This is a genomic window from Bradyrhizobium sp. ISRA464 (assembly GCF_029910095.1).
Classification (GTDB): domain Bacteria; phylum Pseudomonadota; class Alphaproteobacteria; order Rhizobiales; family Xanthobacteraceae; genus Bradyrhizobium.
Window position 1 is genome coordinate 997,104 of sequence record NZ_CP094526.1, and the last position, 20,067, is coordinate 1,017,170.

Sequence of the window (20,067 nt, forward strand, 5' to 3'; positions counted from 1 at the left end):
CTGAAACCAGAAGAGAAAACCGGGAGGAATTTCCGTGATTTACGTCGTTGCCACGCTGACCATCAAGCCCGAGACCCGCGCCGAATTCATCGCCGCGGCAACGGCCTGCATCAAGGAGACCCGCAAGGAGCCCGGCAACATCGCCTACGACCTGCACGAGAGCGTCACCGACCAAAGCAAGATGGTGTTCGTCGAGCAGTGGGAAAACGCCGAGGCGCTGGTGCCGCATCGCACCGCCGAGCACATGAAGACGTTCGGCCGGGTCGCGGTGAAATGCATGGCCGCCCCGCCGAGGATCGAGGTGATCACCCCGGAGAAGGTTGACGTCCGCTAGCCAAGAAGAACAAGGAGCCAATCCATGATCTACGTCATTGCCACCACGCCGATGAAGCCGGAGAGCCGCGAGGACTTCATCAAGGGGCACAAGGCCTGCACGGTCGAGACCCGCAAGGAGAAGGGCTGCATCGCCTATGACGGCCATGTCAGCGTCAACGATCCCAACCTCTATGTGGTGGTGGAGCGTTGGGAGAGTCGCGAAGATCTCAATGCGCATGCCCGCGCGCCGCACATGAAGGTGTGGCGGGAATATTCGTCGCAAATGAAGACCGGACCGACGGTGATCGAGATCATCAGCGACGGCAAGGTCGAGAAGATCTAATGTGTACCTGTTTGGTGGCCTCATGGTTCGAGACGCGCGGCGGCGCCGCGCTCCTCACCATGAGGGTTTGAGACCTCATCCTGAGGAGGCGCGAAGCGCCGTCGAAGGATGAAGCCACCGAACGCCGGGATATCGAGGCAGACAAGCATGATCCGCGCGACCAAGGTTCTGGGACAGCACCGCTGGAAGGATACGCCGGCCGACACCGTCGTGCTCGATTTCGACGACCGGCACCGGCGGCGGATGGCGATGACCGGGACGCGCGGGCTTGAGTTCCTGCTCGATCTCGAGAACGCCGTCGCATTGCGCGGCGGCGATGCGCTGGTGCTGGAGGACGGCCGCCTCATCGAGGTGGTCGCCGCTCCGGAGCCGCTGGTGGAAATCCGCGGCAGCGATCCGCATCATCTGATCCGGGTCGCCTGGCATCTCGGCAACCGTCATCTGCCGACGCAGATCATGCCGAAGGGCCTGCGCATCCGCCGCGATCACGTGATCGAGGCGATGGTGAAGGGGCTCGGCGCCCGCGTCATCGAGATCGAAGCGCCGTTCGATCCCGAGGGCGGTGCCTATGCAGAGCATGCGCATGCCGAAGAGCCGCACGCACATGGCCATGCCGGGCACGATCACACCCACGGCCATGCGCACGATCATGGTCATGAACACCATCATGATCACGGCCATCATCACCACGGTGATGGTCATCTCCATGGTCATGATCATCAGCACGACGCGCATTGCGGTCACGACCATCATCACCATCAAGACCACTCCCATGCTCATGACCACAAATGAGCCGGATCGCGCCGCTGTCGGCGACGGGATGACGGAAGGTGAGGCGAGGGCGCTGTACCGGCTGATGACCTGGCTGTCGCCGTCGTTCCCGGTCGGCGCGTTCTCCTATTCCAGCGGCATCGAATGGGCGGTGGAGGCCGGCGATATCACCGATGCCGGATCACTCCGCGGCTGGCTGGCCGCGATCCTGACCGACGGCAGCGGATTTTGCGACGGCGTCTTGCTGGCGCAGAGCCATCGCGCGGTGTCCGACCAGGATCATGCCGCTTTGAGCGAGATCGCCGAGCTTGCCGCCGCGCTCGTGCCGTCGCGCGAACGGCAGCTCGAGACCACGACGCAGGGGCGCGCCTTCATCGACATTGCGCAGGCCGCCTGGAATTCGCCCGGCCTCGACACGATCATTGCGGCCTGCGGCGGCCCGATCGTCTATCCGGTCGCCGTCGGCCTCGTCAGTGCGGCACACGGCATCCCGCTCGCGCCGTCGCTGCACGCCTTCCTCCACGCCGTGGTGTCGAACTGGATTTCCGCAGGCAGCCGGCTGATCCCGCTCGGGCAAACCGACAGCCAGCGCGTGCTGGCCGATCTCGAGCCCGATGTCGCCGCGACCGCGCGCCGCGCCGAAGGAGCATCGCTCGACGATCTCGGCAGCGCGACTTTCCGCGCCGACATCGCGAGCTTGCGGCACGAGACGCAATATACGAGGCTGTTCCGGTCATGATGCGCGATCGAGCGATGATGCTGGCGCAGCGTCCTCAGCCGTCGTCCCGGCCTAGTGCGCAATTGCGCACGGGACCGGGGCCCATAACCACAGGCTCTTGTGGTTATCCAGGGCTGGGGCCCCAGCGCGCTGCCGCAATGAGGTTTGGTGGTAATGGTTCCCGGCCTTCGCCGGGACGACGATGGATGGTGTGACATGCCCACTTCCCACGGTCCGTTGCGGGTCGGCGTCGGTGGCCCGGTCGGCTCCGGCAAGACCGCACTGATGGATCTGCTCTGCAAGGCGATGCGCGAGCGCTACGACATCGCGGCGATCACCAACGACATCTACACCAAGTGGGATGCCGAGTTTCTGGTGCGCTCGGGCTCGCTGACGTCGGATCGTATCGCGGGTGTCGAGACCGGCGGCTGCCCGCATACCGCGATCCGCGAGGACGCCTCGATGAACCTGGCCGCCGTCGCCGACATGCGGGCCAAGTTTCCCAACCTCGATCTGATCCTGATCGAATCCGGCGGCGATAACCTTGCCGCGACGTTCTCGCCGGAATTGGCCGACCTGACGATCTATGTCATCGACGTCGCCGCGGGCGACAAGATTCCCTCCAAGGGCGGCCCCGGGATCACCCGGTCCGACCTGCTGGTGATCAACAAGATCGACCTCGCCCCCTATGTCGGCGCGTCGCTGGAGAAGATGGATACCGACGCCAGGCGGATGCGCGGCGAGCGGCCCTTCGTGATGACCAACCTGAAGAAGAGCGACGGCCTCGACCGCATCGTCAGCTTCATCGAGACCAAGGGCGGCCTTCGGTCGCAGGCTCCAGGCAAGGCCGCCGAGGCAGGCTAGCGCGTTAATCATTGTGGCACCGCCCGGCTCTCCCCCGTCATCCCCGCGGCAACGTGACGTTGCCGCGGGAGGTGCGCCGCAAAAAAGCTGCGCAATCGCCGGAACAATTTCCCAGTTCACCGATTAGCATGCTCTAGCGTCGCCTCAGATCAGCCAGGTGCCGTGGGCGTTAATGTTGCCGAGCAGCTCTTGTTGCGTACCGATGATCGCTATTCCATATTCCGCTGCGGTTGGCGTTCATCACACCTTGATTTGTTGCCGCCCCGCAGATCTCAGATGAATTCCATCCGCTTTTGCCACCCCCTGATTGCCGAGTAAGCGAGTGGTCCGGCTGGGCTTTATCGTTGCCTTGATCGCGCTGATCGGAGTGCTGCTTTCCGGTCTCGCGGCCTATCGGGTGCACGATCAGGAGCTCGCGCTCGACAGCATCGCACTGGCGCGGGCGATCGACGTCCACGCCAGCCTGGTGCAGGACCGCCTGACCGAGCGTGAGCTGCTGGCGCGGGTGGCTTCGGGCCTGTTCCGCTCTCCGTCGACGGTGAAGGCCAATATGCTGCAGCCGCTGCGCTCGGCGATCTACGCCTTCAAGACCGATTTCGTTGTCGCCGCCTGGATTGCGCGGCTCAAGCCGAATGAGCTGTCGGCGGCGGAGGCAGAGTTGAAAGCCGCGGGCTTCACCAACCCGTCGATCCGCGACTTCGACGATCAGCCGCTTGATCTCAAGGCGCTCGACAGGCCGATCAACGTGCTGATGGATGTCGAGCCGCGCAACCAGGAAACCCTCAGCATCCCGGGCCGCGCCTTCGATCGCCACTCGGTGGTCGGTCCGATGCTCGCCCGGGCGATGGCGGAGGCCAAGCCGGTTGCGTCGGACCCGATCCCGCTGCTGCGACAGAATGGCCCGGTTGGCGTCGTGCTCGCGGCGCCGGTGTTCCAGGAGCATGCGTCGGAGCCGGCCGGCTTCATCACGTTCTCGTACGAACTGGCGTCGCTGATGCTGACCAACGACGACGCTTCGCTGTTTTCGGTGGCGCTGAAGGATCCACGCGATTCCAACGATGAGTTCACCGCCAACGAGCAGGGCGTCGTCACCTCGCGCGCGGTGCGCCAGGAAGGGCCGGCGCCGTCGATAGTCCGCACGGTGACCTTCGGCGGCCGCGACTGGTCGCTGGACTACTACGCCAAGAGCAACGCCACGATGCGCGCGCAGCAGACCGCGACGATCGTCGCCGCGATCGGACTGGCGCTGACCGGTATCGTCTGCGGCCTGTTCGGCTATGTCGCCTACAACAACCTGCGTCTGAGCCGCGAGATCGAAGTCCGGATCGGCTTCGAGCGCCGGCTGACGGCCGTCATCGACGAGCTCAACCATCGCGTCAAGAACATCCTCGCGGTGATCCAGTCGATCGTGACGCGCACGCTGCGCCACGGTTCCGACATCGAGGTCGCGCGCGAGCTTCTGATCGGCCGGATCCACGCAATGTCGAATGTCGTGACGCTGCTCAGCGAGAGCCAATGGCAGGGCGTCAAGCTGAGGGGCCTATTCGAATCGCGATCGATCCCGCATGCCGACCGTATCGCGGTGAACGGCCCCGACATCACCGTCAGCGCCCGCGCGGCGCAATCGCTGTCGCTGTTGTTCTTCGAGCTCGCCTCGCATTCCGACGAGGGCCTGTCGTTGGTCGGCAAGCACCCGCACATCGTCGCCAATTGGGAAGTCAACGGCGACGGCGCGGACGCGATCTTCCATTTCCGCTGGGAGGAGTTCAACACCAGCGAGGCCACGCGGCGGTCAGACAGCGACTTCGGCCTGATCCTGCTCGACCGCGTCGCGCCCGAGGCGCTCGGCGGCACCGCGAAGCGCTATTTCACCGACGTCTCCTATGTCTATGAGCTGATCGCGCCGATGGGCACCGTCGTCGACATGACCGAGCGCGACCGTACCGAGCAGTTCTCCGCCCCGGTTCGCCCCGTCAAGGCAAAGTAGCGGCCGGCGGCATCCTGCAATGCCGCAATCATGGGCTGGCGGGGGCTCATTCCGCGTTGCGGCGATGCCGTTATGAGGTCCTCGGAACTTTCCCGCCGGACACCCGTCGCACTCCCGGTTTTGCAACTCATTGTTAAACCTTCATTGAGCATGCTTGGGGCATATGGAGCAGGATACCGTCTGAGGACCCCGATGAGGCTTTGGGTCAGCCTGACCTTGCTGGCGGCAATTTTGCCGGCGGGGCTGTCGTTCGCCTTGACCGGGACGGAGACGCCGGACGAGCTTGCGAAGGTCCGTGCCAGCTATCGCCGGCCGGACGCCGTTCCCTTCCCAAGCAGCAACCCCTATTCCAAGGCGAAATCCGATCTCGGAGAAATGCTATTCTTTGACCCGCTGCTTTCGCGGTCGAAGACGCACTCATGCGCGTCGTGCCACAACCCAGCCCTCTCCTGGGCCGACGGCCTTCCGCGCGCCATCGGGGAGGATCCCAAAGGGCTGCCGCTTCGCGCACCAACCCTGATCGACGTGGCCTTCACCGAGCCCCTGGGATGGGACGGCAAGTTCAAGACTCTCGAGTCCGTTGCGTTCGGACCTATCGAGAGCCCCGCCAACATGAACATGACGGAGCCGGAATTGATCGCCCGCCTCTCGGCGATCCCCGGTTACGTCGACGCGTTCGCCCGTGCCTTTGGCGACGGCGCGATCACGCGGCCGCGAATCGAAGCGTCACTGGCGACGTTTGAGCGCTCGATCCTGGCCGGCGAGGCGCCGTTCGACCGGTGGATCAAGGGAGACGACACCGCCATCAGCGCGTCGGCGCAGCACGGTTTTCGAATTTTCAACGGCAAGGCACGTTGCTCGTCCTGTCACAGCGGCCCGTCCTTCTCGGACGGATCCTTTCAGGACATCGGTACCGCGAAGGGCAAGGACATCGGGCGGGGCAGTTTCTTTCCGACCTCCGTCAAGCTGCGATACGCGTTCAAGACGCCGACATTGCGCGACGTTGCGCGTCGCGGGCCCTACATGCACGACGGATCGGTCGCGACTCTGGAAGACGTCATAGAGCTGTACAACAAGGGCGGAATCGATCGGCCGAGCCGGTCTCCGGACATCAAGCCGCTGTCCCTGACAGCCAGCGAGAAGAAGGACCTCATCGCCTTTCTTCAGACGCTGACCGCATCCGCGCCAGCGTCCGTGGCGCCAAGGCTGCCGCGATGACGGCCGACTGACGCGTGTCAGGACACGCTCGGCAGGACGCACCCCAACAGGCCTAGACCCACGATCAGAAGCGCGCCCGCGCAGGTCTCCAGGGCATCGGTCCGCTCCGGATACCGTTTTGCTCCGAGGGCGAGCACCGAGCCCACCCCGACACTCACGACACTCAACGCTCCGAGCATGCATCGGCTCCCTGTCCGCCTTGTCTGCGCTTTCACTACGACAGGTCGAATTGAGGCTCCGTGCCGGAATTAGCTAAAATCCGAGACAATCGGCGGAAAGCGGCGTAAAGGCGCCTGCCTGTTCATCGTTAACCACGAAACAACCAATGAGTGTTGGCCCGCAAAAATTGTTAAAATTTGATGTAAGATGAACAGATCGTTAAAGGTGGGCGGTAGTTGAAATGTTCAGTGGATGGGAGCGGGGTGCCAATTCGGCACCGCGTGGGCGCTCCGTCTTCGCCAAGTGCATTCTCGGGATTTTGTTTTGCGTCATCGCGGCACGAGAGGCCGATGCGCATGTCAAATGGTTTTGTGCCTATAACGTCGCCGGGCAGCCCCGCGGTCTCGAAAATGTCCTGTGCCAGGATTTCGAACTGCTGCTGGGCGTTGCCGTCTTCTGGCTCTTCGCCGGCTGCCTGATCGAGCCAACTGCTCTGGGCGCGGCAACGATCCGCGTCCTCGACCGGATCACCGAGCCGCTGCGGCTGCGCACGGAGACGATGATCCGCGCTGTCTGTGCTTTCTTCTTCATCTCGATCTGGGCCGTCGGCGGAATCCTGCTGACCCCTGAGCTGAAGACGACGTCGCCCCTCGTGGGCATGCTGCAGCTTGGCATCGCCGCCGGCATGCTGTCGCGACGCACGCTGCCGCTGTCTGCAGCCGGGATCGCGATCCTGTTCGGGATCGGCGTGCGCGACTACGGCATCTTTCACCTTGCCGACTATCCGATCTTTCTCGGGATCGCTGCCTACCTGGCGCTTGTCGGGCTCAAGAAGGACCTGTTCGGAATTTCGCCGCTCGACGTGGTCAGGTGTTCGGCCGGCGTGACGTTGATGTGGGCCTCCATCGAAAAATGGGCCTACCCGGAATGGAGCTTCCCGCTGCTCATCGAGCACGCCACCATCACGTTCGGCTTCGACAACGAATTCTACATGCGCGCTGCGGGCATGGTGGAATTCACGCTCGCCTTCGCGCTGCTGTGGACGCCGCTGATCCGGCGCTGCGCGGCCGTGGTGCTTACCGGGATGTTCATCGGCGCATGCTTCGAATTCGGAAAGATCGACGCGATCGGGCACTCGGCGATCGTGGCCGTCCTGCTCGCAATCGTCTGTGACAACCGCACGTCCGCGCGCGATGTTCGTGCGGCGTGGCTTGCGCCCGTCAGCCTGTGCGCGGCGCTGACCGTGACGCTGTTCGTCTACTATGCCGGTCACGCCGCGCTGTTCAAGACATCGATATTGTAGGACCGCCGGGATCGCTGCCCGAGACCACTACCTGGCGACGTGGACGGTGAGCTTCATTTTCGGATGAATGCCGCATAACACCGTGTAGTCACCGGATACGGGAAAGGCGACGTCATATTTGCTGCCCGGCTGCTGATCGCCGGAATCGAAGCTGAACTTGTCCGAGCTCAAATAAGCGTGATGCAGCAGTTCGCCGTCGTCGTTAATGAACCGTAAAGTCTCGCCACGCCTGATCGAGATCTCCGCGGGTCTGAACTCCCGATCCTTCTGTGAGATGGCATAGGGGCTCGCGCCCAAGGCCGTTCCTGCCAGCGCTCCCGCGATCATCGCGGCCGCAATCTCCACGCGGCCGAACCTGCCCAGTCGCAAAGCGCACAACCAGCCTGACTGCATTTGACCCCCGCTCGAAAGTCGGACATCAGACATCCTACGGCGTAAATGGTGCCTTCAGGGTTACTTTGTCATGATGATTATCGGCAGTTGATCTTAACGATTTTGGCATGAGTTGTAGTCACAACTAGCGCAATTTACGCAAGCAGTTTCTTTCCGCTGCGTCAGGTGTTCTGCGTGGCTCGAGTAACGTACACTGCAGCCGGACACGGACATGGACCTTCTCTTGAGCCTGAAAACGGGAAGTGTTGCGGTGTTTCGGTTTGTTGCCGGCTGCCTGTCGCGTGTCGCTTTGACCAAAGGCTCAATTCGTACTCAAATTCTCATTTTCTCCCTTGCGATGAGCGCCATTGCGGTGGCGCTCGGGGGATACTCCGTGCTTGGAATCCGCCATGCCGGCGATCTGGTGGCCAGGACGTTCGACAAGTCGTTGATGTCGATCAACTACGCCCGCGCTGCGGGCGCGGATTTCGCCGCAATGCGGGTGGCATCGTCACAACGCCTGTTGACCATCGACCCGACGGCCCGCGCCAGGCTCGACCGCCAGATCGAAGCGCTCGCGAAGACGCTTTCGGAAGATCTGACCGTCGCTGCCGATCGGTCGCAGTCGTCCCGGGCCGCGAAAGCCGCCGCCAAGGTTCAGGAAGCCGCCGACGCCTGGATGGCGCTGCATCGTCGCGCCGTCGAATCGTCTTCGCAGGAAGCCGCTGCTGCCGGGCCACATGCACCGGGCACGTCTGTCGGCGACGTCGACCGATACGCCGAGATCGTCAGTCAGCAGGTTGAACTGCTGGTCAACTATACGGCAGGCGACGGCTTTCTGTTTCGGCAGCGGGCACTCTCGACGATCAAGCGGGATCTGCAGCTCAACGTGGCAGGGCTGACCGCTGCGCTGTTTCTGTCCGCGCTCTTTTCGTGGTTGCTGGCGCGCCGCATCATTGGACCGGTCGCCATTGCGTCGAAGGCGGCAAGGCGCATCGCCGGCGGCGATCTCGACGCAACGATCCCCAAGGGCGGCACCGACGAACTCGGCACGCTTCTGACCGCAATGGAAACCATGCGGGACAACATCAGAAGGACGGTCGATCAGGAAGTGTCGCAACGCCGGTCGGCACAGGCCAGGCTGTCCGATGCGCTGGAAACGTCGCATGAAGGCGTCGTGCTTCTGGGCGCGGACGGCGAAATCGCTCTGGCGAATTCGCGCGCAAGCGAGTTCATCCGCCTCTCCCCGCGGCTTCTGCGCTCGAATCGACTCGATGCCGCGGCGCCGGCCGACGGCGAGGTCAATGGATTCGCGAGTGAGGCCCAGCTTTCCGATGGACGATGGTTGCGCGTGAGCCGGAGCGAGACCCAGGAAGGCGGCGTCGTCCTTGTCTACAGCGACATCACCACGCTGAAGCAGCAAAAGGCGGAGCTGCACGCGACCAATCTGCGGCTCGATGCGGCGCTGACGCACATGTCGCAGGGCCTGTGCCTCTACGACAGTGACGGACGGCTGCAGGTCGTCAACCCGCGCTTCTGCGAGATCTTTGATGTTTCGCCCGAATTGATCGTGCCGGGGATGACGCTGGAAGACATCCTCGAGATGAGTGTTGCCGCGGGCAATCATGGCACGCGGACCGTGGCCGATCTGCTGGCGGAGCGCGAGCGGTCGATCAACGCGCGCGAGGGAGGCAACTATCTCCAGCATCTGAGCGACGGGCGCATCATTTCGATCGCGCAGCGACCGACATCCGACGGCGGGTGGCTTGTCACCTGTGAGGACGTGACCGAGCAACAAAGGGCGGAGTCGCAAATCGCGTTCATGGCCCGGCATGATGCTTTGACCAAGCTGCCGAATCGAACCTTGCTCGCCGAACGGATTGAGCAGGCGGTTGCGCAGGCCGGCCGGGGCCTCGGCTTTGCCGTGTTCTGCCTGGATCTCGACAACTTCAAGCAGGTCAACGACACACTCGGGCACCCGGTGGGTGACGAATTGCTGTGCGCGGTCGCGGACCGCCTGAATGCGTGCGTCCGCGAGGTCGACACCGTCGCGCGCTTGGGCGGCGACGAGTTCGCGGTCATACAATGCGGCATCCAGAACCCCGAGGACACCGAGCGTCTTGCGCGCCGTATCGTCGAATGTGTCGCAGCGCCGTACGAGGTGAGCGGGCATCGCGTCGTCGTCGGGTGCAGCGTCGGAATGTCGGTGTCGCCGGGCGACGGCACGACCGGCGAGAAGCTCTTGAAGAACGCCGACGTGGCGTTGTACCGCGCCAAGATGGAAGGCAGGGGAACCTGGCGGTTCTTCGAGCCTGCGATGGACGCGAGCCTGCAGCGGCGCCGCGCGCTCGAGCTGGATCTTCGCGAGGCGATGGCCAAGGACGAGTTCGCGCTGTTCTATCAGCCTCTCTATGATCTGCATCTCGACCGCATCTGCGGCTTCGAGGCTTTGCTGCGCTGGCATCATCCCAAGCGCGGACTCGTGCCGCCCGACCAGTTCATCCCGATCGCGGAAGAGATCGGGCTTATCGTCAAGCTCGGAGAATGGGTGCTCAATCGTGCCTGCGAACAGGCGGTCACCTGGCCGAGCGAGATGAAGCTTGCGGTCAATGTCTCTGCGGCCCAGTTTCGCGATCCGGGGCTGATCGACATCATTTCCGGCGCACTCGCAGCTTCAAAGCTGTCGCCGCGCCGGCTTGAGCTCGAGATCACCGAATCCATCTTCCTGGCAAACAGCAGCGAGACGATTGCGATGCTCCACGAGCTGAAGGCGCAGGGGCTGCGCATCGCATTGGACGATTTCGGCACCGGCTACTCGTCGCTGAGCTATCTGCGCAGCTTTCCGTTCGACAAGCTCAAGATCGACAAGTCGTTCGTCCGGGACGCGACGGCGACCCATGGGTCGAAATCGATCGTCCGCGCCGTCATCAGCCTCGGCAGAAGCCTCGGCATGACGACCATCGCCGAGGGGGTCGAGACGGTCGAGCAACTGGACCATATGAGAGCTGAAGGCTGCAACGAGGCCCAGGGCTTCCTCTTCAGTCCTCCGGTCCCGGTGACCGAAATCGCGGCGAAGATTCTGGAGCTGAGAAACGGCTTCAAGGCAGACGCGTTCAGGAGTGCGATGGCGAGCTAGAGCATGATCCGGAAAAGTGTGAAGCGGTTTTCCGAAAAGATCATGCTCAAACAAGAGGCTAAAGCGCGATGACGATTCAACCCAATCTCATCGCGCTTTAGCGGCGCGTGACCGCGCTCGCCGAGTCCCTCTTGCACCCCAAACGAAAAGGCGGCCCGGTCGGGCCGCCTTTCCTCATCCGCATGTCTCGCGCCTAGCCACCATTGCCGCCGATCACGGCGCGCACGGTGTTGTCGGGGCCGAAATCCTCGGCGCTGTCGACATAGAGCAGGGCGCTCAGTTTCGAGCGCGCACGGTTGACGCGGCTCTTGATGGTGCCAACCGCGCAGCCGCAGATCGCCGCGGCATCCTCGTAGGAGAAGCCCGAGGCGCCGACCAGGATCAATGCCTCGCGCTGGTCCTGCGGCAGCTTGTCGAGCGCGGCGCGGAATTCCTCGAACTCCAGATGCGCGGCCTGCGACGGCTGGCTCTTCAGCGTCTTGGCATAGTTGCCTTCGGCGTCCTCCACCTCGCGTCGCCGCTTCCGGTAGTCGGAGCGAAACAGGTTGCGCAGGATGGTGAACAGCCACGCCGGCAGGTTCGAGCCCGGTTGGAACGAGTCGATGTTGGCGATCGCGCGCAGCAGGGTCTCCTGCACCAGATCGTCGGCGCGATCGCCATTACCGGAAAGCGAGATCGCGAACGCGCGCAGGCTCGGCACGGACGCCAAGATGTCGTCGCGAAGTTCATTCGTGAGAGGCATTAGTCCCCTCCATTGTTCTTGTCAGCATCGCCCCCGGCAACGGCCGCCGCAGCAGCCTCAGGCCCGTCGAGTTTGCGGATCAATTCCGCAAAGCGGTCGGGCACCCCCTGTCGCACCACGTCGTCGTACATGGCGCGAAGCTGGTGGCCGATTCTTGATTGAATCTCGGCGTTGAGACCGCCCTGCTTCTTTACTTCCTTCATGATCTGATCCACGCTTCCCCGGGAGTTAAGTCTCTGATTTCCAAGTCGTTTCCTCGAACACAGAGGTTGGCCGCGTCACCTCGTCGGTTCGGAGCTAATGCAAAGTTGCGCAGAAAGTTCCGAAATGCTGGAACTATTTCACGGAACTTTTTCGCCTTTCGCGCGTAGTCCGGCATGCGGGGGAACAGGGGTCGCCTTAGGAGCTTGATACGTCACCCCAGGACAACGTGTTTCAGGCCGATAGGCTCAAGAACAAGGATGGAGTGGGAATGTCCCGATCGCAGGTCGTTGCTGAACATCTTCCGTTGTTGCGGCGCTATGCGCGCGCGCTGACAGGAAACCAGGCGTCCGGAGACGCCTATGTCGGGGCCATGCTCGAGGCCCTGCTGCAGGATGGATCATTGCTGGATCAGACGCACGGCCCGCGCGCCGGGCTGTTCCGGCTGTTCACCCAGATATGGAATTCAGTGTCCGTGAACAACGACAACGCCGATGTGGCGACGTTGTCGCTGCCGCCGGAGCGCAGGCTCTCCAATATCACGCCGTTGCCGCGCCAGGCCTTCCTGCTGCTTTCGCTGGAAGGCTTCTCGGAAGAGGAGGTGGGTTATATCCTCGGTACCGACATCGCGGAGACGCGCAAGCTCACCGACGCCGCCGGCCGCGAAATGGCCGCCGAGATCGCCACCGACGTGCTGATCATCGAGGATGAGACCTTCATCGCGATGGACCTCGAGAGCCTGGTGAAGAATCTCGGCCACAACGTCATCGGCGTCGCCCGCACCCATTCGGATGCGGTGGCGCTCGCCAAGAACAAGAAGCCCGGCCTGATCCTCGCCGACATCCAACTCGCCGACGGCTCGTCGGGCCTCGATGCGGTGAACGAGCTGCTGCGCACCTTTGAGGTGCCGGTGGTGTTCATCACCGCCTATCCCGAGCGCTTCCTGACCGGCGAGCGGCCGGAGCCGGCGTTCCTGATCTCAAAGCCGTTCCAGCCGGCGATGGTGTCGGCGGTCGCGAGCCAGGCGCTGTTCTTCCAGCGCAACTCGCGCAACCGCACGGCGCGCGCGGCGTCGGCATGATGTCCTGATTCAGATAGGCTGGCAGAACCTGGTACCGGCGCGCCGAAAGGTGCGCCGTTTTTCTTTAGAGCATGATCTTTTCGGGAAACCGCTTCACACTTTGCGCTAGCGCGGCCCTCCGGGTCCGGATCATGCTCCAGGCGACCTCCGTGCGCGTTTCGCGCGGCCCGACATGCGGCGCAGGCGGTGGAGCCTCACGTGTCCGCCTGCTAAGCGCATGCCATGGACACAACGCGGCGCGACAGATCGATCGGTTTTCTCTGCCTGGTGGTGACGGCCTCCGGCTGGGCGCTGAACTGGCCGCTGATGAAGCTGTTGCTGCAGCAATGGCCGCCGCTGTTCGCACGCGGGTTGGCCGGGACTTGCGCGGCGGCGATCCTTGGGCTCCTCGCACTGGTCCGCGGGCAGTCGCTCGCGGTAGCCCGCGAAGCGATCCCGCGGCTGCTGTTCGCGTCGTTCACCAACGTCTTCGCCTGGATGGGCTTCGGCACCGTCGCGATGAAGTTCGTCACCGTCGGCGAGGGTGCGCTGCTGGCCTACACGATGCCGATCTGGGCGATGCTGTTCGCCTGGCCGGTCCTGCACCTCCGCCCGACGCTGCGCGACCTTGCTGCGCTGGTGCTGGGCGTCGCCGGTGTCGCGTTGCTGCTCGGCGGAGCCGGCTTTGCCTTCACCGCCGGCAAGCTGACCGGCATTGCGCTCGCGCTCTCCTGCGCGATCCTGTTCGCGCTCGGCAACGTGCTGAACGGCAAGCCGTTGCCGATGCCGCCGCTCACCGTGGTCGCCTGGCAGGTCGGCATTGGTTGCCTGGTGATGCTGGCGCTGGGCGTGCTGTTCGAGCACCCGACCTACACGGCGATCACGCCGCTCGGCATTGGCTGCTTCGCCTACATGACGCTGATGCCGATGGGCATCTGCTACCTCACCTGGTTCGAGACCCTGCGCCGTCTGCCGCCGACCTCGGCCTCGACCGGCATGCTGCTGGTGCCCGTCATCGGCGTGGTCTCCGCCGCGATCATCCTGGGCGAACCTCTGGGCCTGCGCGAACTCGGCGCCGTGGTGCTCACCCTCGGCGGCGTGACACTGGCGCTGCGGCGGGCCTGACGCGCGCTCACTCCTGCCGGGTCTGAAGGGAACCGACGTCGCTGGGGCGCGTTCTCTGCAAGATAAGGAGCTTGGCCATGCGCAAGGTACTCGCGCAGCTTGATGAAGAGCAGAAGGCGCAGCTGCTTTATATCGCGGATCTCGGCACGGCGATGTTTACGTCGGCGCTGGTGGTCTGCATCCTGAAGGGAATCGTGGACCTCTTCAGCGGGGCTTGAGCCAGCGCCGCATCGTGCTCTGGGCACGGACCGCACAACGCGCCGTCAATCCTTTGTGGGCGCGTCCGTTTCCGTCTGCGTGTGCCCCTCAGGCCCTCGATCGAACACACCATATTCGCTGGATTTCACCCCGGCTGCGGCATCGACGGCCGAGCTTGCCAAGCCGAGCCTGAGCAGCTCGCGGACCGCCGCGGCGCGGGTCGGCATGCGGTGCCTGAATCGGAAATCGTCGACGGCCGTCAGTTCTTCGGGGGAAAGCATGACCTGGAGACGTTCGGCACGAAGCTCGTTCATTGCTGACCACCCAAACTTAGTCAGTTGAGCAATTTGCTGAACGAACCAAATTGCGTCGGGTTCCTCAAGCTCAGACAAAAAAGTTAACTTAGTAAAATTACCAAGCAAAATCAATAATTTACATGGATGCAAACGGAACGAATCTGGTGCTCGCGTCTTTCTACTCCGGAGAGATGTCATGGCCGACAAGCTCAAGCTGCCCCGCAAGCTATCCGAGGAGCCGGCTGCGCCGAAGCCGCTGCGGCCGAGCCACGCGCGGGTCATCGAGCAATTGGACCGCTGGGCCAACAGTCCCGGTCTTCAACCGCCAAAGGTAGACGATGCAGAAGACGATGCAGAAAGTGATTCAAAGACGGAAGCGATCTGAGCCCCATACATTCGAGCAACGCCTGGAAGAGCATCGGGTGCGGCTCGAGCGCGAACTGGTGCGGCTGCCGGCCGGCGCCAAGCGTGAGCAGCTTATCTCGCGCATCGAGCAATTGCGGGCCGCAGCCGAGCTGAATGCGATGCTGTCACTATAGGCATGAGCGATTGCGCGTGGAGGGGCCGGCTTAGCAGCCGCTGCAGATCGAACGTATGTTGGCGCTGACTTCCGCGCTATCCTTCGAGCTTTCCGTGGGAGGGCCGAGCCATCTGGGGCGTGCCCATCCCGAAGGGCCTTCCCATCCGGGACGTTCCCAATCCGGCCTTGCTGGCCTTGCCAGAAAGATAAAGGGTAAGGTGAACTTGAGCGCATCCTCGTCCATTTCTGCGGGCGGTGGCGGAAGGGGTTGCGCACGTTCGACAATCGCACGCGCTTCGTTGTCGAGCGCGAGAATTCCACTGTTCTCGACTAGCTAGGTCGGCAGCAGCTTGCCCGTCCGGTCGAGGCGGAAGCCGACTTTGACGGTCGCGGTCTTCCCATCGGGCGGTGTGGACGGCCGCTTGGCGGCGTCCAAGCGCGCTACCAGTTCCTTTCTCCATGCATCGACCGCGCGGCTCTGTGCGAACGACGGAGTGGCAGTTGCGATCAACAAAACAACGACAACGATCCGGTGCCACATGAAAAGACCTAATCAATTCCAATCGACTTGCCCGTGCGATCCTATTCGCGCGACGATTGATTGCAAGCGACGCCGCTCGTTATGCATCGGCTTTGCCTGCACCGGTGCCGCACCGCCGGGGACTACATCGCGGCGTCGGTTGCGCTGCCGATCCTCGCGCTGTTCGGCGGCCTGTTCCTGGTGAGGACGTTCGCGACGTAGCGCTCTGGAGCATCTTCGAGCGAAGTGGATATCTCTTCGCGCGAAACGAACGCGTCGATCAGAGCCGAAACAGCTAGTCGGTCGGGTGCCGGCCGGTGCGTGGGTTCAATGGGTCGGTCGGCCGTCGCCGCAGTGCCTCGGGGAGGAACGCTTCGCTGCGCTTGGGCGAGGCGTCGGCGCGGACGTCGGCCGCCCATTGTGCGCGTTCGTGCGAGGTCTGGTTGTCGTCGAATGTCCGCTTCACGTCGGTCCCATCGACCGGATCGTTGACCCCATGCTGACTCACCGGTGCGTTGGTGCCGCTGTGGATATCGCGGGAATCGTCCATGGCGGGCTCCGCTTGCGGTTTCATCCGGACCAACGTTGCCCGTTCGCGCATCGTTCCGAAAATGTGAAGGACTGGCGGCGCGATCCGCTGGCCGGAATCCTTGGCTCGTGCAGGACCAGTCGGTAGTATGGAACCCGTTTGGGGCCCAAGACCAAGGCAAGACCAAGGAAAGACCAGGGAATGAAGCACGTCGACGTCGCAGTGATTGCTGCCACCTTGTGGCTGCTGGCGTCGATGGTGCTGGACATCCTGACGCCGAAGTCCATCACCGCGCTGATGATTGCGGGCGCACTCGCCCCGCCGTTCCTGATCGGGATAGGCATTCATTTCGCGCGCGAATACTTCAAGGCGAAGCGGCGCAGCTACGGGCCGCCGCCCCGATGGGACGAACGCTTCAAGAACTGAGCAGGGCAGGCGTGCGATTGCTGCATTGAACCGCGCCGAGGCGGCTTGCTATAGCGTTGCCAAGCGAAGCGAAAACCGCGCGCGAGGAAAACGCATCAAGGCAAAGGGTTTGCGGCATGGCCGACACGCTCCCCGATACGATCAGCCGCCTCTACACCGACCCCGGCGAATATATCGACAGCGATCATCCCGCGGTCGAGCAATTCGCCCGTGCCGCCGTCCCTGCCGGTGCGAGCGCGCGTGACAAGGCGAGGCTGTTGTACAAGGCGGTGCGCGACGGCATCCGCTACAACCCCTATGTCAGCATGCGAACGCCCGAGAGTTACCGGGCCTCCAGCGTGCTCGCCGCCGGCAACGCTATTGCGTCGGCAAGGCGGCGCTCTACGCCGCCGCCTGCCGCGTCCACGGCATTCCGGCCCGTGTCGGCTTCGCCGATGTCCGCAACCACCTCACCACCGAGAAGCTGCGCCAGAGCATGGGGACCGACCTTTTCACCTGGCACGGCTTCACCGAGGTGTTCGTCGACGGCGCCTGGCGCAAGGCGACGCCGACGTTCAACGATACGCTGTGCGCCAAGCTCGGCGTCAAGCCGCTCGATTTCGACGGCCATTCGGACGCGCTGCTGCATCCCTTCGACGGTGCCGGGCGCGCCTACATGCAGTATGTCAACGACCACGGCACCTATCACGACGTGCCCGCCAAATTCCTCATGCGCGAGATGGCGCGCGAATATGCCAACATGCATGGCGAGGACCTCTCTGGCCGCGACATGGAGCGCGAGGCTGCGGAGCAGTAGCGGGCGGGTGTCTCGGCGGGCGACGGCGCTGACGCAAACCACCTTCGTCGATTGCGCGCCGACTGAGGGGGGCGTGTTATGGATGCGGAGTTGCCGAAAGCTTCGCTGAGCCGCTCGGCTACGGGCTGGGAGGACGCGGTCGCGCTGATCGGCTTCATCCTGGTTGCCGCCGGGCAAGCCTCCAACCAGGTTCTGGCGCGCGGCCTTGCCGGCTCGGTGCCGCCGTTTTCGCTGGCCTTCTTCCGCTGGAGCATCATCGCCATCGGGCTGGCGCCCTTTGCGATCGCGGCGATCCGCGATGGCAAGATCCCGCTGGCGCAGAACGCTTGGCCAATCCTCGCCGCGGGCTTTCTCGGCATGTTCCTCTGCGGCGGCCCGGTCTATGTCGCCGGCATCACGACCACGGCAATCCACATCGCGCTGATCATGGCGCTGTCGCCGATCGTCGTGCTCCTGATATCGGCAGCGCTCGGCATCGAGCATATCGGCCCGCTGCAGTGGCTCGGGACGGGTCTTGCGCTCGTCGGCGCGCTCCTGATCGTCTCGGGCGGTCACCTGGAAACCTTCACCCAATCGGCGGCGGCATGGGGCGACCTGCTGGTCGTGTTCGCGATGCTCGGGTGGTCCGGCTACACCCTCCTGCAATCGCGCGTCGCGCCGCGTGCCTCGCTGCTGGCGCGCGTCAGCCTGTTCGCCGCGGCTGGCGCGCTGTGCTCGCTGCCGCCTGCGATCCGCGAGATGTGGATCGAACCGACACAGGTCTTCAACGCCAGGGCGCTGGAGGCCTACGTCTTCGCCGGTCTCGTGCCCGGCCTGCTCGCCTACGCCGGCTTCGCATGGCTCGGCGGCAAGTTCGGCTCGGTGCGGACGTCGCTGGTGCTCTACGTCGCGCCGATCGCGAGCGCGATCCTGTCATGGATCATCCTCGGCGAGCCGCCGACCACGCTCCACGTGCTCGGCGGCGCGCTGATCCTCGGCGGCGTCTGGGCGAGCTTGCGGAAGTAGCCGCGGCGCGCGAGAGGCGAGCGCATCAGTCGGCTCTATGCCGCGGGTAATGCAGAAAAAAGCAGGGCGCGACCGGCATCACCACGATCGCGCCCTACGTCGCCGGTCAATGGGGCAGGGGGAATAACCGGCTGCCGAAATGACGCAGAAACCCCCGGACTCGTTCCGGGCGAGCGAAAATATTTTTTGTACACGGTTAAGTGATTGTGGGGGGCCAGAACCCCCCAGCTTTTGTTCGCGTTGTGCCCGGGATCGCCAAGGGAATTTTAAGGGAATTTTTCACGGGGCGAGGGACATCACCATGTCACAGATTCATATGGGAATTTTCGGCGTGCTTGCTGTTGGCCTGACGCTCGGAGCCGTCCAGCTCGCGTCGGGCCATGATCTGATCGGCGGCCAGCAGGTCGCCACGACCCCGGCGCCCGAGAGCGCCGTCAATCGCGCCGCCAAGGCCGACCGTGCTGCGGCGCCGGTGGCCGGTCAGAAGACGAAGACCATCGCGTTGAAGTTCGACGGACTTCCAGCCACCTCCGTCGTGGTCCGTGTTCCCGCGGCCAAGGAAGAAGCGCGCAACCGCCCGGTGGCGCCCGCTCCGGCCCGGCCCGGCGAGGCCCGCAAGGTTGCTTGCGAGCCCGTGGTCAGCGTGCTGACTGACGTCGCCAAGCTCCTGCAACCCGGCCGCTGCGTGACCTGAGGCCGATTGCGCTGATCCGTGATCGGTCGGCGCGGCCAGCATCCACGCTCTTGTCAGTCCGGACTCGCGCCAAATGGCGCGCCCCGGAACGACCGGGGCAATCGCATAAAGCATCACTGGCCTCAGGGGCTAACGTTGTTTCCGCGTCGTCATGGCCGGGACAAGCCATGGACAAGCCCGGGCATGACGAGTTTGCGGTTAGACCAACCAAACCGCACGCATCGAACGCGCAGCGTGATCTGCATATGCAGTTGCCCTGCCGGAACGACGGTGGAGGATGGAACGCCGCCCCTGGCACTGATTTGCCCGACGGCGCAAGCCCCTCACGCAAAAATATTTCTGTTTTTCAGAAGCGCAACTCAGTGTATGAATTGCCCGTCTCACCCGCCTGAGGGGCGCTTCGCGATCGTCACGAGTGTTGGGTCGAGATGCGGTGGACGCCGATGTCACGGCTGACGAGCGTGGCAGATAGCGGACGGTAAAGTCGTGCAGGCCTGACGCCCTAGTGGCAGGTGTCTCATCAGCAAGAGGCAAGACCTCTCGCTGATGACGGTGACAACAAAGCCCAGTCTCGCCGGGGAGAGCACGTATAAGCCGTAAACCATCGCGCAGGGAAAGCCGGGATTGCTCCGGTTTCACCTGTGGTCCTACCTCCCGCGTTTTTACTACACGGGACCCATGGGTGCGATCGGCACCCGGCTTTCCCTGCGCCCTCTGTTCAAGAGAGGGCGAAACGAAATGCAGGCCTCGGACAGATCATGTCGCGAGA

At 63.6% G+C, this 20,067-nt stretch carries 25 protein-coding genes; 19 read left to right on the plus strand and 6 right to left on the minus strand.

Annotation, left to right across the window (positions count from 1 at the left end; translation table 11 throughout):
- Window positions 1–34 precede the first annotated feature (34 nt).
- The 8 genes from MTX19_RS04625 (at window position 35) to MTX19_RS04660 (ending at window position 7,678) form a co-directional block, all read left to right on the plus strand.
- Window positions 35–334 (plus strand): putative quinol monooxygenase, encoded by a 300-nt coding sequence (locus MTX19_RS04625; RefSeq protein WP_280974230.1) that lies wholly within the window; start codon window positions 35–37, stop codon window positions 332–334.
- A gap of 24 nt (window positions 335–358) precedes the next feature.
- Window positions 359–658 carry a putative quinol monooxygenase gene (locus tag MTX19_RS04630; protein ID WP_280982623.1) on the plus strand — a complete coding sequence of 100 codons (300 nt, stop codon included), beginning with the start codon at window positions 359–361 and terminating at the stop codon, window positions 656–658.
- 147 nt (window positions 659–805) lie between these two features.
- Window positions 806–1,450, plus strand: a complete 645-nt coding sequence (locus tag MTX19_RS04635) for an urease accessory protein UreE (RefSeq protein ID WP_280982624.1) — start codon at window positions 806–808, stop codon at window positions 1,448–1,450.
- Entirely contained in the window at window positions 1,431–2,168 is a 738-nt protein-coding gene (locus tag MTX19_RS04640; protein WP_280984693.1) for an urease accessory protein UreF, read from the plus strand. Before MTX19_RS04635 ends, MTX19_RS04640 begins: the two co-directional genes overlap by 20 nt.
- Before the next feature lie 195 nt (window positions 2,169–2,363).
- Window positions 2,364–3,011, plus strand: a complete 648-nt coding sequence (gene ureG, locus MTX19_RS04645; protein ID WP_280974227.1) for an urease accessory protein UreG — start codon at window positions 2,364–2,366, stop codon at window positions 3,009–3,011.
- 322 nt (window positions 3,012–3,333) lie between these two features.
- Window positions 3,334–4,998: an HWE histidine kinase domain-containing protein gene (locus MTX19_RS04650; protein WP_280982625.1), complete on the plus strand. Its 1,665-nt coding sequence runs from the start codon at window positions 3,334–3,336 to the stop codon at window positions 4,996–4,998.
- 192 nt (window positions 4,999–5,190) lie between these two features.
- Window positions 5,191–6,216: a cytochrome c peroxidase gene (locus tag MTX19_RS04655; protein WP_280984694.1), complete on the plus strand. Its 1,026-nt coding sequence runs from the start codon at window positions 5,191–5,193 to the stop codon at window positions 6,214–6,216.
- A 478-nt stretch (window positions 6,217–6,694) separates the two neighbouring features.
- Entirely contained in the window at window positions 6,695–7,678 is a 984-nt protein-coding gene (locus tag MTX19_RS04660; protein WP_280984695.1) for a hypothetical protein, read from the plus strand.
- A gap of 27 nt (window positions 7,679–7,705) precedes the next feature.
- Here the strand turns inward: MTX19_RS04660 and MTX19_RS04665 are convergent, their stop codons facing one another.
- A complete protein-coding gene (locus tag MTX19_RS04665) occupies window positions 7,706–8,005 on the minus strand; it encodes a methylamine utilization protein (RefSeq protein ID WP_280982626.1) in 300 nt (99 codons plus the stop codon).
- Window positions 8,006–8,282: 277 nt separating this feature from the next.
- Here MTX19_RS04665 and MTX19_RS04670 point away from each other — a divergent pair, with 277 nt between their 5' ends.
- The gene (locus MTX19_RS04670; RefSeq protein WP_280982627.1) at window positions 8,283–11,186 is read left to right on the plus strand and encodes an EAL domain-containing protein; all 2,904 of its coding nucleotides are present in this window, start codon (window positions 8,283–8,285) and stop codon (window positions 11,184–11,186) included.
- A gap of 193 nt (window positions 11,187–11,379) precedes the next feature.
- On the opposite strand, the gene MTX19_RS04675 is transcribed toward MTX19_RS04670, so the two are convergent.
- Both MTX19_RS04675 and MTX19_RS04680 read right to left on the minus strand, forming a co-directional pair.
- Window positions 11,380–11,928, minus strand: coding sequence for a sigma-70 family RNA polymerase sigma factor (locus MTX19_RS04675; RefSeq protein ID WP_066515735.1), 549 nt, complete (start codon window positions 11,926–11,928; stop codon window positions 11,380–11,382).
- Window positions 11,928–12,131, minus strand: coding sequence for a NepR family anti-sigma factor (locus MTX19_RS04680; protein WP_280974221.1), 204 nt, complete (start codon window positions 12,129–12,131; stop codon window positions 11,928–11,930). The genes MTX19_RS04675 and MTX19_RS04680 overlap by 1 nt, the downstream gene beginning before the upstream one ends.
- Window positions 12,132–12,400: 269 nt before the next feature.
- Between MTX19_RS04680 and MTX19_RS04685 the strand changes: the two genes are divergently transcribed.
- The 3 genes from MTX19_RS04685 to MTX19_RS04695 all read left to right on the plus strand — a co-directional run bounded on the left by MTX19_RS04685 (window position 12,401) and on the right by MTX19_RS04695 (window position 14,532).
- Window positions 12,401–13,210, plus strand: a complete 810-nt coding sequence (locus MTX19_RS04685) for a response regulator (RefSeq protein WP_280982628.1) — start codon at window positions 12,401–12,403, stop codon at window positions 13,208–13,210.
- A gap of 222 nt (window positions 13,211–13,432) precedes the next feature.
- Entirely contained in the window at window positions 13,433–14,314 is an 882-nt protein-coding gene (locus MTX19_RS04690; protein ID WP_280982629.1) for a DMT family transporter, read from the plus strand.
- A 77-nt stretch (window positions 14,315–14,391) separates the two neighbouring features.
- A complete protein-coding gene (locus tag MTX19_RS04695; RefSeq protein WP_280974218.1) occupies window positions 14,392–14,532 on the plus strand; it encodes a hypothetical protein in 141 nt (46 codons plus the stop codon).
- A 45-nt stretch (window positions 14,533–14,577) separates the two neighbouring features.
- Here MTX19_RS04695 and MTX19_RS04700 read toward each other — a convergent pair whose 3' ends face one another.
- Window positions 14,578–14,826, minus strand: a complete 249-nt coding sequence (locus MTX19_RS04700; protein ID WP_280974217.1) for a hypothetical protein — start codon at window positions 14,824–14,826, stop codon at window positions 14,578–14,580.
- A 178-nt stretch (window positions 14,827–15,004) separates the two neighbouring features.
- Here MTX19_RS04700 and MTX19_RS04705 point away from each other — a divergent pair, with 178 nt between their 5' ends.
- Complete coding sequence (locus tag MTX19_RS04705; protein WP_280982630.1) at window positions 15,005–15,193, plus strand: hypothetical protein; 189 nt, start codon at window positions 15,005–15,007, stop codon at window positions 15,191–15,193.
- The gene (locus MTX19_RS04710; RefSeq protein ID WP_280974215.1) at window positions 15,147–15,347 is read left to right on the plus strand and encodes a hypothetical protein; all 201 of its coding nucleotides are present in this window, start codon (window positions 15,147–15,149) and stop codon (window positions 15,345–15,347) included. The genes MTX19_RS04705 and MTX19_RS04710 overlap by 47 nt, the downstream gene beginning before the upstream one ends.
- A 315-nt stretch (window positions 15,348–15,662) precedes the next feature.
- Here the strand turns inward: MTX19_RS04710 and MTX19_RS04715 are convergent, their stop codons facing one another.
- Window positions 15,663–15,869 (minus strand): hypothetical protein, encoded by a 207-nt coding sequence (locus MTX19_RS04715; RefSeq protein WP_280982631.1) that lies wholly within the window; start codon window positions 15,867–15,869, stop codon window positions 15,663–15,665.
- A 274-nt stretch (window positions 15,870–16,143) separates the two neighbouring features.
- On the minus strand, window positions 16,144–16,398 hold the full coding sequence (locus MTX19_RS04720; RefSeq protein ID WP_280982632.1) for a hypothetical protein: 255 nt from the start codon (window positions 16,396–16,398) through the stop codon (window positions 16,144–16,146).
- A 180-nt stretch (window positions 16,399–16,578) separates the two neighbouring features.
- Between MTX19_RS04720 and MTX19_RS04725 the strand changes: the two genes are divergently transcribed.
- The 5 genes from MTX19_RS04725 to MTX19_RS04745 all read left to right on the plus strand — a co-directional run bounded on the left by MTX19_RS04725 (window position 16,579) and on the right by MTX19_RS04745 (window position 19,690).
- The gene (locus MTX19_RS04725; protein WP_280982633.1) at window positions 16,579–16,803 is read left to right on the plus strand and encodes a hypothetical protein; all 225 of its coding nucleotides are present in this window, start codon (window positions 16,579–16,581) and stop codon (window positions 16,801–16,803) included.
- A gap of 409 nt (window positions 16,804–17,212) precedes the next feature.
- Complete coding sequence (locus tag MTX19_RS39195) at window positions 17,213–17,599, plus strand: hypothetical protein (protein WP_348638308.1); 387 nt, start codon at window positions 17,213–17,215, stop codon at window positions 17,597–17,599.
- A 90-nt stretch (window positions 17,600–17,689) separates the two neighbouring features.
- A complete protein-coding gene (locus tag MTX19_RS04735) occupies window positions 17,690–18,604 on the plus strand; it encodes a DMT family transporter (RefSeq protein WP_280982634.1) in 915 nt (304 codons plus the stop codon).
- Between the two features lie 301 nt (window positions 18,605–18,905).
- Window positions 18,906–19,298: a hypothetical protein gene (locus MTX19_RS04740; protein WP_280982635.1), complete on the plus strand. Its 393-nt coding sequence runs from the start codon at window positions 18,906–18,908 to the stop codon at window positions 19,296–19,298.
- 167 nt (window positions 19,299–19,465) lie between these two features.
- Window positions 19,466–19,690 carry a hypothetical protein gene (locus tag MTX19_RS04745; RefSeq protein WP_280982636.1) on the plus strand — a complete coding sequence of 75 codons (225 nt, stop codon included), beginning with the start codon at window positions 19,466–19,468 and terminating at the stop codon, window positions 19,688–19,690.
- Window positions 19,691–20,067 lie beyond the last annotated feature (377 nt).